We start from the raw sequence: 17,671 nt of genomic DNA, 5'->3' as shown, positions 1-17,671 counted from the left end.
GGCAGCGCGCCCTTAAAAATTCTGGATCAAAACGCCGAATTTAGCTCGCGCACCACGCCGCCAGTCCCAATAGGCTACAACGCAGTCGCCACCAATGAACGGCTGTTACCAGCATCGCCGCCGGAATACAAAAGCGACGGCAGCCTGAAAACTGCCTACTACGAAAGTGAATTGGCCCGGCTGCAAGACGAACTGGTGAAACTGCAATATTGGGCGGTCGAAACAGGGCTGCGCGCCATCATTGTGTTCGAAGGGCGCAGCGGCGCAGGCAAAGGGGGCGTGATTAAGCGCATCACCGAAATGACTAACCCGCGAATTGTGCGGGTGGTGGCCTTGCCAAAACCCAGCGACCGCGAACGGACCCAGTGGTGGTTTCAGCGTTATGTGGCCCATTTGCCGGCCGCCGGCGAAATCGTTTTGCTGGACCGCAGTTGGTACAACCGCGCTCTGGTGGAGCCAGTAATGGGCTTTTGCACGGAAGACCAATACCGCGAGTTTTTACGTTCCTGTCCGCAGTTCGAGCGCATGATTGTGCGTTCAGGCATTATTTTGTTGAAGTATTGGTTCTCGGTGAGCGACGAAGTGCAGGAAAAACGGTTCCAGGCGCGGGCAGAAACACCGGCTAAGCGCTGGAAGCTTAGCCCAATGGACCTGGAAGACCGGCGGCGCTGGGTGGAATATTCTAAAGCCAAAGACCGCATGTTCGACTACACAGACATCAAACAAGCGCCCTGGTATGTGGTAAACGCCGACGACAAAAAGAAGGCGCGTCTGAACTGCATTACCCATATCCTCAGCGCCATTCCCTACGATGATTATACGCCACCGCCCATTTCTCTACCGCCACGAGAAGTAGATACCGGGTATATCCGCCCGCCCATCAACGAGCAGACGTTTGTGCCGACTATCTACTAGTATCCGTAGGCCGAAGTCCGTATCCCGTTATCCGGCAATTCCAATTGTGGTAGGGGCGGGACAGCGCGGATAGGCAGCAGCCGCGGCGGATGGCACTTTCTTGCGCCGTCTCGCCCATTTTGGCTTGAACCGGGCGAGACAGGCGGCGGCAGGGGTGTCGGAGAATGGTCGAGACGTTGGCCCGCCTGTCCCGGCCCTACGAGCAGGTTCATCATTGGAATTGCTGCCTGTTATCCGATGGCATTTGCCAGAGTTAGCGTCCTACGGAATACGGGATACGGATTCCCGAATACGGGTATTAGAGTGGTTATTACAAACGATCCATTCGGTTCAATCCGCCGGCCGGGGCAGGTTTGGCATGTGCTGGCGGTTGGACCACCAGGCGTATATCTTCTGGCCGCCAATGACGATGGCGATGACGATGGCAAATTGCAGCAGCGTCTTGAGTACACCGGCGGCAGCCCGGCCGTCGAAACCGCCGGCTTCATCTTGATCGCCGTGTGACGGCCGTTCCCTGAATTCCCCCTCGGCCATGAAATTCGGCCGTTCTCCTCTTCCCTCACCATCCCCGGCACTAATCCAGCCCTGCGCGTTCAGGAAGTAGGTCCCGCCCACAATCAGGCCGATGGTTAGCAGCAGGCCCAAAACGACAAACCCAAAATTCGATTTACCCGGTTGCTTATTTGTAGACATAGTTTCCCTTTTTGCTGCCTCTGTCCCGTAACATTTAGTCGCCTGCTTCCACATTGGGCAGCACGGCCGTTTTCCGTTTTGGCTGCCAGCCGAACAGGTACTTCTTGCTGGCGCTGACAATCCATTTCCAATGGAGGGCGATGTGCAGCCCCACAAGCCAGACCACCGCGTCGGCCGATGTGGTGTGGAGCCATTTCCAGCCGCCGCCATGCGTACCCTGTAAGCCGAGAAAAGGCAGAACCTCTTCGGAAATCATCAGACCGCTGAAGATGATCAGCGTGAACGCTGTCAACAGGACCAGATTCAGAATAAAGTTGATGCGCGATTGGCGGGCCAACTTGCTGAAAAAGCGGCGGGTTGTTTGGTAAACCCAACGCCAGTGGAGCAAAATATGGGTCAGAAAAGCGCCGGCCAAAGCCAGACTGAGCCATTCATGAATCGCCATGCCGGTAAGATGGGGCTGCAATGCCACCAAAAAACCGGATACAATGGCCAGGTTTACCCACAAGTTCTGTTTGGTTGCACTCATTTTCTTTTTTGCTGTCATAGCTGCTGTCATAAAAACCTCTTGCTGTTTTGGGCATGTTCATCTTGCTCAAAATGAATCATGCCTTTTTTGTGATGCGTGCAATGTAGCGGTAAAGGATTCAGAAAAAGTTAAGAAGCGATTGCTAAACGATTCAGGTTGGGGCTGCGGTCTGGCGTTTGTGTTCGGTAATCCGTGTTTCGTAATCCGTGTTTCGTAATCCGTGTGCCGTGTGCCGTAGGGCGCAGCTCTGGCAAATGCCAGCGGAAAACGGCATATGGACCTGGGTTTGCGGCTGCCAGTTTCGTGCGGTGTTGATCGGAAACGTTATAATCTGGCGCAGTCCACACACCTTCGGGATGCCTGCGGGTGCGACGAAACAAAAGCGCAGCGAAAGGGAAAACAACATGAGTATCACCGGTCTTAACAGCAGTCAGGTCGCCGAGAGGCAGCGCAGCGGCCAGGGCAACGACGTTAAATTAGCCACCAGTCGCACGTATCGAGACATTATCCAGGCCAACGTTTTCAACCCAGTTAATGTGGTGTTATACGTTATCGGCCTGGGTATGCTGATCATCGGTGACACCACCAGCGCCATTACCACTGTGGGGTTGGTGGTGTTCAACGCGGCCGTGGGCATCGTGCAGGAAATACGCGCTAAAAAGAAGTTGGACGAGATCGCTTTGTTGGCCCAGGCCAAAATCACCGTCTGGCGCGACGGGACCGAACAGCAGGTAGACTCGGCCGATCTGGTCTTGGGCGACGTGCTGATCATCGCCGCCGGTGACCAGATTCCGGTGGATGGCCTTATCGTTGGCGATGGCAAAATCGAAGTGGACGAATCGGCCCTGACCGGCGAATCGGACCTTGTCGCCAAAGCGCCGGGCGAGGAGGTTCTGTCGGGCAGCTTCTGCATCAGCGGCAAAACGTTGGTGGAAGCCACCCGCGTCGGCGAGCAAAGTTTTGCCAATAATCTCACCCAAAATGCGCGCGAGTTTAAGACGGAATTTACCCCCTTGCAGCGCGATGTGAACCGCCTGCTGCGGGTGCTGCTGCTGATCGTCCTTTTCTTTAGTATTTTGGCGGTTATCAGCCTGTTTGTGCTGGACCTGACTTTTGGCGTCTGGTTGCAAATGATGGCGGTTATCACCGGTTCGGTTTCCGCCGGGCTGCTGACGCTGATCACCCTGAATTATTCTTGGGGCGCGGTGCGCATTGGGCAACAGGGTGGGTTGGTGCAGCAGTTGAATGCTGTTGAATCGTTGAGTAATGTCACCGTGTTGTGTACGGACAAAACAGGCACGCTGACGGCCAACAAGATTAAATATGAAGATGTGTATCCCGTCGGCGCAGCGAAAGCGGATGTGGAACGGCTGCTGGCCGATTTTGCCGCCAGCGCCACGGCCATTAACAAAACCAGTCAGGCCATATTGGATGGTCTGGCGGGGCAAAAACGGCCGTTAGCCGATGAGGTCGCCTTTTCTTCTGCCCGCAAATGGTCGGCGGTAGCCTTTGCCGGGGGCGGCGTCTATGTCTTGGGCGCGCTGGAAATGCTGCAAAGCCACTTCGACATGCCCGCCGCCGCCCGCCAGCAGGTGGCCGATTGGTCCGACCAGGGGCTGCGCGTGTTGGTCTTTGCCGGCAGCGACAGCGCCGTTGCCCTGCACGACGCAGCCAACGAACCGGCCCTGCCGCCCCTCACCCTGATGGGCATCATCAGCTTCAGCGATGAACTGCGCGAACACCTGGCGGAGACTATCCGCGCCTTCATAGACGACAATGTCAAACTCAAGGTCATCTCCGGCGACAACCCGCAGACGGTAGCTGCTCTGGCGCGACAGGCCGGCCTGCCCGGCGACCTGCGCGCCGTGTCTGGCCCGGAATTGGCTGAGATGAGCGAGGGGGAATTCCGGCAAACGGCCGTAGACGCCACCGTTTTTGGCCGTATCAGCCCACAGCAAAAAGAGGCGTTGGTGATGGCCCTGCGCGACAGCGGCGAATACGTCGCCATGATCGGCGACGGCGTCAACGACGTGTTGTCGTTGAAAAAGGCCAATATGGGCATCGCTATGGAAAGCGGCAGCACGGCCACTCGCTCCGTCGCTTCCATGATCTTGTTGGGCGATTCCTTTGCCGCCATGCCCCCGGCGCTGCAAGAAGGCACACGCATCATCAACAGCATCCAAAACATCCTTAAGCTGTTTATGGTGACGGTCTTTGCCCTGCTGCTGCTGATTGTCAGCATTGCTATGTTGGGTCTGGGCTTTCCATTTAATGCCCTGCAAAACACCTTGCTTTCTTTCTTTGCGCGAGGTGTGCCGCCGTTTGTATTGGCGATAACGGCCGTTACCCTGCGCCAGCGCACCACCCTCAGCGAAAATATCTTGCACTTCACCCTGCCGGCCAGCTTCACTCTCTTCCTCTTTGGGCTGTTCATCTACATAGCTGTCTTTTTCATGGCCGGGCAAAACCTTCCCCTGATGCCCGTTACGCCAGATATGGTCGCCGAATTGCGCCAAACTATCCCCACCGGCGCCGGCGACCTGACAGGGGAGCAGCTGCAGCAAGCGGCCGTCCTGTTAACCGCCCAAACGGCGCTGACCTCATTTTTTGTCTTTTCTGGCATTATGTTAATGATTTTCGCCGAGCCGCCGTTGGCCTGGTTTGCCGGTGGCGCGCCCTACCGCGAGCGTAATTGGCTGCCGGTGACCGCCGCCGCTGGCTTACTGGTCAGTTACCTGCTGGTGCTGGCGCTGCCCAGCCTGCGTATCTTTTTCAGCCTGGCCCCACTGCCCCTGCCGCTGCATATCGCTATGGGTTTGTTGACGGCCGTTTGGGTGCTGTTCCAACGCTGGGTCTGGCGCGCCCGCATCCTGGAGCGCTTCCTCGACCTGGAACACTGACCACCTAACGAATCAAAAAACATACCCCTGTCAACAAGATTGGAAGCAGCTAAGCTATGTTGCCTCCCCGCTCTATCCTGGCTAAACTTCTGTCTTAAGTCATTGGTACGCCGGAAACTTCCATGCTGCCAATTAATTGCCAGGTTTGGCACGTTCCATAACCTACCATATCTAGTTTTAAGGAGATATTCATGAGTGATTTGATTGTGTTGTCCTTTGCGAATGAAGCCAGCGCTTTCCAGATGCGCGACAAGCTGCTGGACATGCAAAAGCTCCAGGTTATTACCCTGGCCGACGCTGCCATTGTCGTGCGCGACAGCAATGGCAAACCCAAAGTCAAGCAGCTTCACAGCCTGGTTGGCGCCGGCGCGTTGGGTGGCGCGTTCTGGGGAATGCTCATTGGGCTGCTCTTTTTCGCCCCCTGGCTCGGTTTTGCTGTGGGCGCGCTGAGCGGCGCGTTGAGCGGCGCGCTGAGCGACATTGGCGTAGACGATAATTTCATCAAGGAAGTTGGCGCGGCCATCGAGCCGGGACATGCCGCTTTGTTCTTGCTGGTTGTCCGATATACCGCAGACAAAGTACTGCCGGAACTGGCTTCCTTCGATGCCAAAGTGTTGCAGACTTCCCTGTCTGACGAAGCCGAAGCCAAACTGCGCGCAGCTTTTGGCGCCGACGATATTCAGGAAGATTAATTGTAAGAACCTGAAAAAGGTCCGGCACGGCCGTTTCTGGCCTGCCGGACCTTTTTTTGTACCTGAATCACGTCACAAAACACCCCTAACTGGTCGGGTCCTTCTTTTGCCACCACCCCACGCCCATTTTGCAATTGCTCAAGAAAGGGTATGATTCCCTTGCTTCGCCGCGCTGAATGCGGCGCAAAATTGAACCATGAGATGAGGAGAATTGTATGAAAAAGCTAAGTTTGATCATTCTGCTGGCGCTGCTGTTGGCGCTGGCTGCCTGTGGCGGGCAAGAGCCAACGCCAACGCCCATCCCGCCGACCGTTGAACCCACCGCCGCGCCGACCGAAGCTCCGCCAACGGCCGTACCCACCGAAATCCCACCCACCGTTGAACCCACCACCGCTTCCCCCCTGGACGCCATCGGCCACCAGCCCGACCCCGAGTTGATAGATGTGACCTGGCAGTGGACAGCGGTGACAACGGCCGTTGAACAAACGCAAATCAACGACCCCACCCGCTACACCATCGTCTTCAATGCCGATGGCACGGCCAACATCAAGGCCGACTGCAACACCGTGCTGCTAAACTACGCCAGCAACAACGGCCAGATCGCTACCTTACAAGGCATTTCCAGCCTGGTGGCCTGCCCCGAAGATTCGCTGGACCAGCAGTTCCTGACGCTGTTGAACAACGCCGCCCTTTACTTTTTTCAGGATGGCGACCTGTTCATAGATACCTTTGCCGATGCCGGTACGCTGCAATTTGTAGCCCAGGAAATTGTGGACCTGCCCGAACCGGCCGCTGCCGTGGCTGCGGCCACCGTAACCGCCCCTGATGGCATTTTCTTGCGCAGCGGGCCGGGCACAGAGTTCGCCTATGTCGGCACCGCTCCCACCGGTGACAGCGGCCAGATCATTGGCCGCAACGCCGACGGCGATTGGTGGGCTATCGCCGCCGAGAGTTTGCCGGAAGGTAAAGTATGGGTGGCCGCCGCGTTTGTCGAGGCGGTCAACGCCGGCAGTGTGCCGGTCATTTACCCGGAACCGGAGCTGACGGGCGTGGTCTGGCAGTGGGTTTCGCTGACGACGCCGCTGGATGAAACGGCCGTCACCGACCCCGCCCGCTATACCATCACCTTCAACGCCGATGGCACGGCGGCCATCGAAGCCGACTGCAATGCCGTCGTCGCCAGCTACACCCTGGACGGCAGCAGCCTGACCATCACCCCAGGTCCAACCACCCTGGCGGCCTGCCCCGAAGATTCTTTGGGCGACCAGTTTGTCAGCAACCTCAGCAATGCCGCCATTTACTTCTTCCTGGACGGCGACCTGTACCTGGACATGTTCGCCAGCGCTGGTACGCTGCGCTTCACCGCTCAGGAACTGGTGGATTTGCCAGACCCGGCCGATGACAGCGCGCCGCGCGGGACTGTGACGGCGCCCGACGGCATTTTCTTGCGTTCCGGGCCGGGCACGGAATACCCCTACGTGGGCACGGCTCCGGTTGGCGACAGCGGGACCATTATTGGCCGCAGCGCCAACGGCCAGTGGTGGGTGGTAGACGCCCCCAGCTTCCCCAACGGCCAGGTCTGGGTGTCAGCTCTCTTCGTCGAAGCAGTGAACGCCGACGATGTGCCGGTGATCCCGGCGCCGCCGCTGGAACCCACTTTACAGGGCATCACCTGGCAGTGGGTCTCCCTGACCACCCCCGTGGACGAGACCATTGTCAATGACCCCGGCCGTTACACCATCCGCTTCAACGCCGATGGTACGGCCGGCATTAAAGCCGACTGCAATACGGTGCGGGCCACCTACACCACCGACCAGAGCAGCATCGCCATTACTCTGGGGCCGACGACTCTGGTGGCCTGCCCGGAGGATTCGCTGGAGCAGCCGTTCTTAAGCGGGTTGGGCAATGCGGCCGTCTACTTCTTCCAGGATGGCGATCTGTACCTGGACATGTTTGCCAGCAGCGGCACACTGCGCTTCATCGCCCAACGTTCTGGTGGTTCGGGCACGGCCGTTGCCACGCCCGATACACAAGAACCGGTTTCCACTGTCAGCGGTATCGAGTTTCAGGTGGTCTCCTTTGGCCCATTGAGTGCGGTGCAGCCGGTGTTGGACGGGACGACGCTGACGGCCGTTTTCGGCGACAGTGAGGTCTCTGGTTCGGCCGGCTGCAACACCTACACCGGTCCACTGAATCCGGTCAACGACTTTTTCACTGTTGGTCCCATCGCCAGCACCCTCATGCTCTGCGACGAGCCGATTATGCAGCAGGAACAGGCGTATCTAGCCGCCTTGCAAGCCCTCACCGGCTATCAGTGGGGGTCCGAACGGGTAGACAATACTCGCGTCGTCACCGCCGGCCAACTGTTCTACACGTTGAACGGCGTCAGCGGCGTCATCAACCTGTTGGTTCCGTAAAAATAGTCACCTCCCGGAGGCTGCCAGCCTCCGGGAGGTTTTTTCGAGTGGCAAGCCGATGAAAACGATGACCCGTCCCATGCAAATGCTCACCAGCGGCCTGGCTTATGGCTTTGGGCTGCTGTTGGGCAATATAATGAGCTTTTTCTTGTTTAACCGGGTTCCGGCCAACTGGTTCCTATACGGCAATCCGGTGCTGCGTCTGTTGTTTGGCGTCTTGCTGGCCTTTTTCATCGCCGGGCTGGGCGGGCTGCTGGGCGGGGTCGTCGGCGGCTGGACGCTGCCGACGATTGGGCAGGGCAAGGGGCGTTGGGGCTATGTCTGGCGCAGCGGCATTACCTTTGGCGTCGGTTACGGCCTCTTGCTTTTCCCCATCATCCTCATCGTTTCTCTGTTGGCCTTTTATGATATTTCTTCCACGCCCGTTTTTGTCTTTAACCTCATTTTTGGCATTGTGGGCCTGATTTTTGGCCTGATTGTGGGGAGTTCGTTGGGTTTGTGGACGGCCGGCCGCCGGTTTCCACCCATCACCCGCTGGAGCGCCGCCGGTTTTGGCCTGGGCGGCGCTGTGTTAGGGGCGACTATCTGGCGATTCGTGTTCAACGTATTCGACGGCGATGTGGATACCGGGCCATATGGCTGGCTGCTGTTTGGCCTGTTGCTATTTGGCGCGTTGGGCGGCGCAAGCCTGGGGCTGGCTTATCACCGGATGGCGGCTGACGCGGATGAGCTGCTCTCGCCGACGCGCGCCCTCACCTGGAGCGGCTGGCGTAATCGCTGGCTGATCGCTGTGATTGTGCTGCTGCTGTTGGGCGTTTTCCTGCGCCCCATTCTGGCCGCTGTGGCTGATTTGTTGACGCCGATAGACTCTGGTTTGCAGCCGGTGCTGGCCCTGGAAACGACGGGCGCGCATTGGTTGAATGGGACGGCGCTAACGGCCGTTCCCACCCTTTCCCAACCAGCCATTGCCGCCAACGGCAGCGGCCGTCTCGTCCTAGCCTGGGTGTACGAAGACAGCCTGCTGCTGCAAGAAGGGCAGTGGTCGGCCGCCGACCGGCAAACCGTGTGGCAAACACCTACCACCATCCTGACCAGCGCGCCATCTGAACCGGCTGTCGCCCTGGCCGCCGACGGCCGTGTCTACCTGGCCTGGGCATCCAACAACGACATCTTCGTCAGCCAATGCCAGCAAGGGGCGTGTCTGACGCCAACAGCCATTCCCCCGGCCAATCTGTGCGCCCAGCCGCCGGTTTTAGGTAACAGCCAGCCCGCCCTGGCCGTCCAGGGTGATACGGTGCTGCTGGTGTGGGCCAACCGGGCTGGGATTTTGCCCTACGTCGCCTGGTCGGTGGCCGGCGCGCCGCAGCCCACGGCCGCTGGCTGCGTGCCCACCGCCGCCGCCGCGCCCCAACTAGACGAGAGCTTCCGCCTGGTTTTTACCAACGAGGCGGGCGCCATCGGCCTGGCCCAGTTTGATGGCCTGAATTGGACCGCGCCAGACGTGTTGGCCGACGGCCGTACCCCGACCATCACCCACGACGCCAATAACCAGCCCCATGTCGCCTTTTGCACCGACGAAGGTGTGGTGTACCAATACGCCGGGCAGACGGAACTGGTGGCCGCCGGCGTCTGCCGCAGCCGTCCGGCGCTGGCCCTGGATGCAGCCGGGCAAGTTCACGCGGTCTGGTATGGCAGCGAAGTGACCAACGCCACCGGCGCGGCTCACGCTGCCAGCGTGGTCTACGAAAGCGTGCGCGCCACCAATGGTTGGACGCCGCCGGCTTTGGTGGGGCGCAGTTTCCCAGATGCACGGCCGTCGCTAACGGCCGTGCCCGATGGCAGCCTGCACCTGGCCTGGGCCGCGGCCGACGGTCTGCAATACGCCGCCTACGTGCCATACGCCTGCAACCCAGCCGATTTGTCTTACCTGAGCCAGATTTTGTACGACGTCGCCCGGCAGCCCATCTACCAACCGCCCGATGTCCCGGTTCCCTTCTGCCAAAACCAATATGATCGCCTGGTGTTGACCCCCAACCCGCTGCCGGAATATGGGCTGCCCCAACCGCCCACGCCCAACGGCGCGTTCGACGTGATGGCGGACCTGATTCGCGCCGCCCAGTACGAAGTGTTGTTTTCCACCATGTGGTACGACGCGGCCAGGAACAACGACAGCCCCGGCAGCGTCGTCGCCGGAGCCATCGGGGATTTGTACCGCAATTTGCAGGCCCACCCGGAGCAGTATCCGCGCGGCCTGACGGTGCGCCTGATGCTGGGCAACCCGCCGGAATTGGCGCGCGGCGAAACGTCCGGCCAGCTTTGGACGCTGCTGGGGGATTTACGCGCGGCGGGCATAGACAAAATGGAAGACGAGGCGCTGGGCTGGCGGCTGGAAGTGGCCGATTATGATGGTAATTTTCCCCACAGCCACGTCAAGACGCTGATCGTGGATGGCAAAATCACCATCGCCGCCGGATTTAACATGTCCCACGACCATTTCCCTTCGGACCACCCCTCAGGTCGGGGTGGCGACCGCTTTGACGTGGGGCTGCAAATGACCGGGCCGGTGGCGCAGGGTTCGCTGCGCATGTTCGACGATATGTGGCAGGGGGCCGATGGACGCCACTGCCTGGAATTCAATCCGCCGATAGGGCTGCCCTGGCAGGCCACCTGCTACGACCGCAGCGCCACGGCCGATCATGTGCCCGAAGTGCTGAAGTTTTATCTGCCCGGCGACGACGCCATCGCCTTTTCCCTGTACCGTTCGCGGGTTCATGACCGGGCGGACCAACAGACGGCCGATGTCATTGCCGCTGCGCGAGAGACAGTAGACATCCTCCATGTGATGTTCACCTTGCACATGGTTTGTAACTTGAACGTCTTGTTCAATGTCTGCAATGTGGATGATGCGCCAATTTACACCGATGCGTTGATTCAGGCAGTGCAAAATGGGGCGCGTCTGCGGATTCTGGTGAAACCGGGGCCATTTGAAGGCATTGAGAACAATGTCGCTATGGGCGCCCTCACCACTCGTTTGGACGAGTTGGGATTACTGGATCAGGTAGAGATTCGTTTCTTTAGAGGCCCGGTCCATTCCAAAGTGGTGGTGGTGGATGACCAACTGATGATTATCGGCAGCCAAAACTTGCACTACAGCGCTTTTGGCGTGGGAGGCGGGCTGACAGAATACAGCCTCGCCACTGAAGATGCGCAGGCGATTGCCGATTTTGAGCAGGTGTTTGAGGTGGAATGGGCGCGGGCAAGGTTACGGCCGTAACTTCAAGATACGTTTAGACCTGTCAGGTCTAACCTCAGCCACCCATATTCATGCTGCTGTCCATCGCCTCTTCGCGGATTTCAGCGTTGACTGTCATCTCGCCGGCATTGGCAAAATTGAGAGTCACAGGGATTGTTTCTCCCAATTCCAAAGCGCGCGTCTTATCAATGCACATGACATGCAGGCCACCCACTTTTAGTTCCACCGTCTCGCCGGCCGGGATAACGATGACGCCGCCAGTGACCTGGCGCATCCCCATGGCATTGTTGTCCATCATGTACATTTCATGTAGTTCCACCACGGCGCAGACGTTAGCCGAGGCGCTCAACAACTGCTCGTCTTTATCGGTATTGTTGACGATGGTCATGTAAAAAGCGCCGTTGGGCGCGGCCATGGGCGAATTGCGTCCCCACACGTTCATGACCAGCAACTCATCTGACTCTGCTTGCGATGTCATGCCCATGTTATCGGCAGCCTTCCCTGAACAGCCCACTCCCATGACCAGCAGTGCCATAACCAATGCTGCAATGATACGGTTCATCGTACACGCTCCTCCATCTTCTCAAAATATGTGAAGATGTGATAGATTTTGAGATATATATCATTGTATAACGTCTGTTTTACAAGCGCAAAAACAGGATTCAGGTGGTAGGGAATGGATTACGACATGCAGGGGCCAATGGGAGCGCAGACGGTGATGAACGGCCGTCTCGTAGATTATTTTGCCGGTTGTGGCTATCTGGGGCTGCAAAACCACCCCGTTGTCAGGCAGGCGGCCGTGAACGCCCTGACAACTTATGGTCTGGCGAATTCCGGCGGTTTTGGCAGCAGCCATCCCATCTACCGCCAATTGGAGGAAGCGGCCTGCGCCTATTTTGGCGCGGCGAAGATGTTGTATTATGCTTCGGGCTACCTGGGCAACGCCATCCTGTCTCAGGGCTTGCAAACTCGTTACGAACGGATTTTTGTGGATGAGCAGGCCCATTACAGCGTATGGGATGGGGCGCGCACGGCCGGTAAGCCGCTGCACGCTTATCGCCACCTGGATGCGGACCATCTGGCACAGTTATGTAAACAAGAACTGCGGGCTGGGGAACGGCCGTGCATCATGACCGATGGCGTCTTTCCGGTGTCTGGGGCGATTGCGCCGGTGGGGGAGCTGTTGGCGGCGATACGGCCGTATGATGGCCTGCTCTGCCTGGACGATGCCCATGCCACCGGGGTGTTGGGGCAAAACGGCCGGGGCACGCTGGAGCATTTTGGCATAACCGATACGGCCCAATGCTTCACCGGCCACACCCTCAGCAAAGCGTTGGGCGCATATGGCGGCTTCGTCGTCGGCAGCGCCGCGCTGATAGGCGAACTGTCCGCCTACGCCAATGTACAAGAAGGGGCCAGCCGTCCACCACTTCCGGCCGCTGCTGCCGCCACAGCCGCCTTCAACCTGCTGCGCCATGATGACTCGCTGCGCCGCCAATTGCAAACCAACGTGACCCATGCCCGCCGCGCCATTCGCGCCCTGGGCTGGCCGCTGGCCGAGACGCCGGTCCCCATTCTCTGCCTGACGCAGCAGCCTGGTTTGGACCTGGCGCGCATTCAGGCCCGTCTTTTCGACCAGGACATCCTGGTGGCCCACTCCACCCGCTATACCAGCGTACCGGATGGCGGCGCCTTGCGCATTGCCATCTTCGCCAGCCACACCCCGACGCAGATTGACCATTTGGCAGGCGCGCTGGGGAAACTGCTTTAGGCGTTGGTCTGAGGAATCAGTGACCAGTATTCAGTGTTCAGTACGGAACACTGAACACTGACCACCGACTAACGCGGACGCATCAGGCAGTAGACGAAGCCGTTCATCTGCACCAGTTCCACCGTCTCGTAGCGCTGCCCAATTACATCCAGCACGGGCGGCGGGTAAAACTGCGCCCGCAGGACAACTGAATCAAACGCCTGCGCGTCCAGCATTGCCAACATTTCCGTCAAATCCACCTGATTGTTGTTGTACAGATTGAGAAGCTGCGTCGGATTGGTAACAATGTCGCGGCCCACGTAAAAGTTGAACCCGGCGTCTTCGGCGAAGGCGGCCGTTTGCCCGGCGGCGACAAAATTGGCGATCTGAATCCCGGCGGCCGTGTCCGCGGCATTGGGTGGGCGGCCCAATAGGGAGACCCCGGCCGAATCTACATAGGGGATCATCTCCGGGTCGCGTGGGGCGGAGCAAGAGGTCTGCGGCGCAATCCACACCTCGGTGGGTTTGCCCAGCGCGGCGGCGATGGTCCGTAGGGCGGGCACGTCTGTGGGCATGTGGAACATTTTGTTGGCCTGGATGAGAAACAGCAGGCCGATGGCCGTGAGTACGGCCGTTTGCCAGCCAATCAGGCGACGGCCGTCTCGCTTTTCCGCCCACGCCACCACGCGATAAAATGCCAGTCCGGTCAGAATGCAGCTCGCGGCAATGGCCGTGGCAAAATAAGACTCGCCCGCGCCCCATTTACCGGCCGTCACGCTGTTTAATACCGCCGCCACAAACCAGATGGCATACAGCGACAGCCGCTCGAAATACAATTGGTAAACGGCAAACAGCAGCGCCGTCACAGCGAGAACGGTGTGCAGTGTGAACCACTGCCGGAACAGGCCAATGGCCTGCTCGCGGATGAACGGATTCAGGTTGGCGGTGACGGTGTTGAGCAGCCACATGCCGTTGGTGGACCAATCAATCCACAAAAAGATGAGGCCGGTCACCAGGGCAAAGGGAACAGCCCACAGCACCGCCCGTTTGGGCTGGCGGATGAAGAAGAAGATGAAGACAGCGGCCACGGTGGCATACGCAAGCTGCTTGGTATAGCCGGCGGCCAGAAGCAGGAGCATGACAACCAGAAGACGGCCGTTCAACCGCTTCCCCGTCGCCTCTTCTTTGGCAATCGTTGCCGCCATCAATACCACCGCCACTGTCTCGAACATCACCATGAACATATGCTGCCGGAACAGCGGCCCCACGTGGTAAACGTAATTGGATGCCAGAAACGCCAACCCCGCCAACGCCGACAGCCACCACCGTTTGCCTTCGCGCTGCACGGCATAACCAATAGCTGCGGCGGTGATGAGCGTGCCCAGGTAAGAGACCAGCCGGCCGGTCCAATACTGCGGGCCAAACAACCAGACCAGCGGCACAATGACCACATGGAACAGCGGCGGGTAATTGGAGGAGTAAAATGGATAGGTATTGTTGTCGCGGTACGGCCATTGGCCCTGGCTGAACAGCAGGGTATCCATCAACTCGAACCCTTCGCCCTGATCATAATCGAAGGGGAATTGGAAGAGGCGGTAGGCGTAAATGGCGTAGACGATAAAATAGCCGACGAAGGCGGCCAAAGCCAGGCCGATGAGGACGCGGGGCAGGTAAAAAACGAGCTTGGTGGGCAGGGAAACGGCCGTTGACCCCCCTGCCATCGTAACAGATTCATCGCTCATGCCGGGCGGTCCCCCAGGGGCAGCAGCGTCAGACCCACCAGGATGATGGCCCCGGCGGCCAGCAGCGCCAGCCGCTGCGTCGGCCCAATACCCTGAAAACTGCCACCACCCAGCACGTCGTTGGCAAAAGAACCAACGGCCGCCAACGCGCCCAAAGCAATAAACGCATATCCTAATTGTCGTTTTGTCATTGATCTATCTTTCCCTGCAAAGGTTTCAAACAGCGCCCAAGTTTATCCTAAAACGACGCCGGGTAAAACCGGACGCGAGCAGCCCATCCAACTCTCGCCTGCTGCTGCTGAACCGGCTAAAATCAGGCGCTATCAACTTTTTCCCAATCCGGGGGCCTGAACATACACAGCCCAACCGCTCCCCATTTAGCCAGAGGAGACCAACCATGTTACATGAATCTTTCGTCACTACGACGCGCGGCCTCAACCGCGACATCCCCCCCATGCGCCTGTACGAAAAGGCCAAAAAGTTCGGCATCTGGAACCCCAGCGACATTGATTTCCGCCAGGACATCACCGACTGGCAAAATCTGGCTGCCGACGAGCAAGACCTGCTCCTGCGGCTGACGGCCCTTTTCCAGGCGGGCGAAGAGGCCGTTACATTGGACTTGCTGCCCCTGATCCAGGTCATCGCCCAGGAAGGCCGCCTGGAAGAAGAGATGTACCTCACCACTTTCCTCTTTGAGGAAGCCAAACACACCGACTTCTTTCACCGCTTCCTGGACACTGTTACCGGCACGTCCTTCGACCTGAGCCATTACCACACCCCCAACTATCGCACGATATTCTACGAGACCTTACCCCAGACGCTTCAGGCCCTCAGGCAGGACGTTTCCCCGGCCGCCCAGGTGAAAGCGGCCGTTACCTACAATCTGCTTGTCGAAGGTATGTTGGCGGAGACCGGCTACCATTCTTACTTCACCGTGTTGGAACGCAATAACCTGATGCCCGGCGCGCGGCAGGGCATCCACTTGCTCAAGCAAGACGAATCGCGCCACATCGCCTACGGCATCTTCCTCATCTCTCGCCTGGTCGCCCAAGACGACAGCCTGTGGGATGTGGTCGAAGAGACGATGAATGAGCTGCTCATTCCTGGACTGGGTGTCATCGGCGACGCCTTCGACTGCTACGACCCCATTCCCTTTGGCTTACAAGAGTCGGAATTTATAGACTACGCCACAGCGCAATTCCAAAAACGCATCGCCCGCGTCGAACGCGCCCGCGGCGCTACTCTGGACGACATCTACCGCGTCACCCAGGCCGTTATTGACCAGAATGATGGATGAGGCGGAAGCCGTGAGCCGTAAACCGTAAACAGTAAGCCGTAAGCCGTAAACGGAACACGGAACACGGAACACGGAAGCCACCCGCAAATTTTAAGGCGATGGGGGATTGACGGCCGTTTCCCCCACCATCTATAATGCAAGTAGAACACATTAACAATTTCCGTTTCCATATTACCCCGGTTGATACATAAGCGGGGTCAAAAGCGCGTTACCGAATCTCCTCTGGTGTGCCAGCTCGCTTTCGGCGGTATCATGAGGCCGGAGCCAACATCTGTCGTCGGCCGCTAAGAGATTCAATAAACATACAAACGCCTCCTTATTGACCATCCCCCCGACTTATGTCCCTCACCGGGGTTTCTTTATTAACGCAAAAACGCCCACACAAGTGGGCGTTTTTTGTTTGCCTGTTGCGGGTTTGTATAACCCACTCACCTAACCAACTTCCTCAATCACATATTCTGTGGTCACATGCACTCCGGCCCGCTTGAAAGTGATGCTGGCCGAACAGTATTTGGTCATGGAGAGTTCGATGGCTTTTTCTACGGCCGTTGAGTCAATCCCCTTGCCCTTGATGGTGTAGACAATCTTCACGTCCGTATAAACCATCGGATACTCCCCAGCCCGGTCGCCATCAATAAACACCGTCAAATCCTGCACATCCTGGCGCATCTTCTTCAAGATCGACACCACATCAACGCCGGTACAGCCAGCTACCCCGGCCAAAAGAACTCCATCGGGCTGCCGCCCGTCTCGTCGGCTTGTGGCGCTTTAAATAAAACCTGATACCCTGCCCCCAGCGTCGTCACAAAATTCGTGTCTTCGCCTGTCCAACGCAGGGTCGCTGTTTTACGATGTGCCATTAGCTTTCCATCCTTGTCATCAAATTCAATAAATCATCCACCAACGCCGCCCGCTCTTCGGCGGTACTGTCCTCGTCATTCAACAAACACTCACGGGCATACGCCTGCAAAAACAGATTTGTCGCTGTCTTGACGGCCGACTGCACCGCTTTCAACTGCTGCACAATCTCGCGGCAGTCTCGCTCTTCGTCCACCATGCGCTGTACACCGCGCACCTGCCCTTCAATGCGGCGCAGCCGCACCTGAATGTCATCTTTTACGGCCGTTGATTGTACGTTCATAAGATTTTTCATTACAAAGGAACAAAAGGCACAAAGAACAAACTTTGCTCCTTTGTCCCTTTGTTTCTTTGTATAAATTCCCTTCTTCAATTACCGGCGCACGGCCGGTCTAGCAGCCGCCCGCTCAAGAGAAGGGGCTGCTGGGTGGCCGCACACTCAGCGGGATGCTGCTGCGCGACGCGCCACCAACGGCGGCTACCGCACCAATAGATTTGCGCGTGTGCTGGCTGCCACACGTAGGGCATTCCTGCGCGTCGCCTGCTTCCGACATGCGCAGTTTTTTCTCAAAAGGCTGCCCACAATCGTGGCAAACATAACTGTACATCGGCATAGTTTTGTATT

16 protein-coding genes are annotated in these 17,671 nt (G+C 58.2%); 7 read left to right on the top strand and 9 right to left on the bottom strand.

What is annotated here, in order from left to right; genetic code table 11:
• Positions 1-18 precede the first annotated feature (18 nt).
• Entirely contained in the window at positions 19-915 is an 897-nt protein-coding gene (gene ppk2, locus IPM39_20145; protein ID MBK8988348.1) for a polyphosphate kinase 2, read from the top strand.
• 330 nt (positions 916-1,245) lie between these two features.
• Here ppk2 and IPM39_20140 read toward each other — a convergent pair whose 3' ends face one another.
• A complete protein-coding gene (locus IPM39_20140) occupies positions 1,246-1,608 on the bottom strand; it encodes a hypothetical protein (protein MBK8988347.1) in 363 nt (120 codons plus the stop codon).
• Between the two features lie 34 nt (positions 1,609-1,642).
• Positions 1,643-2,137 (bottom strand): DUF4405 domain-containing protein, encoded by a 495-nt coding sequence (locus IPM39_20135; protein ID MBK8988346.1) that lies wholly within the window; start codon positions 2,135-2,137, stop codon positions 1,643-1,645.
• A 404-nt stretch (positions 2,138-2,541) separates the two neighbouring features.
• On the opposite strand from IPM39_20135, the gene IPM39_20130 reads away from it, so the two are divergent.
• The 4 genes from IPM39_20130 (at position 2,542) to IPM39_20115 (ending at position 11,420) form a co-directional block, all read left to right on the top strand.
• Entirely contained in the window at positions 2,542-5,037 is a 2,496-nt protein-coding gene (locus IPM39_20130; GenBank protein MBK8988345.1) for an HAD-IC family P-type ATPase, read from the top strand.
• A gap of 191 nt (positions 5,038-5,228) precedes the next feature.
• On the top strand, positions 5,229-5,729 hold the full coding sequence (locus IPM39_20125; GenBank protein MBK8988344.1) for a DUF1269 domain-containing protein: 501 nt from the start codon (positions 5,229-5,231) through the stop codon (positions 5,727-5,729).
• 215 nt (positions 5,730-5,944) lie between these two features.
• Positions 5,945-8,146 (top strand): META domain-containing protein, encoded by a 2,202-nt coding sequence (locus tag IPM39_20120; protein MBK8988343.1) that lies wholly within the window; start codon positions 5,945-5,947, stop codon positions 8,144-8,146.
• 58 nt (positions 8,147-8,204) lie between these two features.
• Entirely contained in the window at positions 8,205-11,420 is a 3,216-nt protein-coding gene (locus IPM39_20115; GenBank protein ID MBK8988342.1) for a hypothetical protein, read from the top strand.
• A gap of 34 nt (positions 11,421-11,454) precedes the next feature.
• On the opposite strand, the gene IPM39_20110 is transcribed toward IPM39_20115, so the two are convergent.
• Positions 11,455-11,961 carry a copper chaperone PCu(A)C gene (locus tag IPM39_20110; GenBank protein MBK8988341.1) on the bottom strand — a complete coding sequence of 169 codons (507 nt, stop codon included), beginning with the start codon at positions 11,959-11,961 and terminating at the stop codon, positions 11,455-11,457.
• Between the two features lie 114 nt (positions 11,962-12,075).
• Here IPM39_20110 and IPM39_20105 point away from each other — a divergent pair, with 114 nt between their 5' ends.
• Positions 12,076-13,170 carry a pyridoxal phosphate-dependent aminotransferase family protein gene (locus tag IPM39_20105; protein ID MBK8988340.1) on the top strand — a complete coding sequence of 365 codons (1,095 nt, stop codon included), beginning with the start codon at positions 12,076-12,078 and terminating at the stop codon, positions 13,168-13,170.
• 68 nt (positions 13,171-13,238) lie between these two features.
• On the opposite strand, the gene IPM39_20100 is transcribed toward IPM39_20105, so the two are convergent.
• Together IPM39_20100 and IPM39_20095 are read right to left on the bottom strand one after the other, a co-directional pair.
• The gene (locus tag IPM39_20100) at positions 13,239-14,891 is read right to left on the bottom strand and encodes a hypothetical protein (GenBank protein ID MBK8988339.1); all 1,653 of its coding nucleotides are present in this window, start codon (positions 14,889-14,891) and stop codon (positions 13,239-13,241) included.
• Positions 14,888-15,082: a hypothetical protein gene (locus IPM39_20095; protein ID MBK8988338.1), complete on the bottom strand. Its 195-nt coding sequence runs from the start codon at positions 15,080-15,082 to the stop codon at positions 14,888-14,890. Before IPM39_20095 ends, IPM39_20100 begins: the two co-directional genes overlap by 4 nt.
• Positions 15,083-15,288: 206 nt before the next feature.
• On the opposite strand from IPM39_20095, the gene IPM39_20090 reads away from it, so the two are divergent.
• Positions 15,289-16,188 (top strand): R2-like ligand-binding oxidase, encoded by a 900-nt coding sequence (locus tag IPM39_20090; GenBank protein ID MBK8988337.1) that lies wholly within the window; start codon positions 15,289-15,291, stop codon positions 16,186-16,188.
• Positions 16,189-16,620: 432 nt separating this feature from the next.
• On the opposite strand, the gene IPM39_20085 is transcribed toward IPM39_20090, so the two are convergent.
• The 4 genes from IPM39_20085 to IPM39_20070 all read right to left on the bottom strand — a co-directional run bounded on the left by IPM39_20085 (position 16,621) and on the right by IPM39_20070 (position 17,660).
• Positions 16,621-16,911 carry an OsmC family protein gene (locus IPM39_20085; GenBank protein ID MBK8988336.1) on the bottom strand — a complete coding sequence of 97 codons (291 nt, stop codon included), beginning with the start codon at positions 16,909-16,911 and terminating at the stop codon, positions 16,621-16,623.
• Positions 16,899-17,048, bottom strand: a complete 150-nt coding sequence (locus tag IPM39_20080; GenBank protein ID MBK8988335.1) for a hypothetical protein — start codon at positions 17,046-17,048, stop codon at positions 16,899-16,901. The genes IPM39_20085 and IPM39_20080 overlap by 13 nt, the downstream gene beginning before the upstream one ends.
• A complete protein-coding gene (locus tag IPM39_20075; GenBank protein ID MBK8988334.1) occupies positions 17,048-17,341 on the bottom strand; it encodes a metal-sensitive transcriptional regulator in 294 nt (97 codons plus the stop codon). Before IPM39_20075 ends, IPM39_20080 begins: the two co-directional genes overlap by 1 nt.
• 112 nt (positions 17,342-17,453) lie before the next feature.
• Positions 17,454-17,660 (bottom strand): zinc ribbon domain-containing protein, encoded by a 207-nt coding sequence (locus IPM39_20070; GenBank protein ID MBK8988333.1) that lies wholly within the window; start codon positions 17,658-17,660, stop codon positions 17,454-17,456.
• Positions 17,661-17,671 lie beyond the last annotated feature (11 nt).

The sequence above is a fragment of the Candidatus Leptovillus gracilis genome, from assembly GCA_016716065.1.
Lineage (GTDB): Bacteria > Chloroflexota > Anaerolineae > Promineifilales > Promineifilaceae > Leptovillus > Leptovillus gracilis.
Note: the sequence above shows the minus strand (reverse complement) of the source record. Positions and strands in the feature narration are given on the sequence as shown.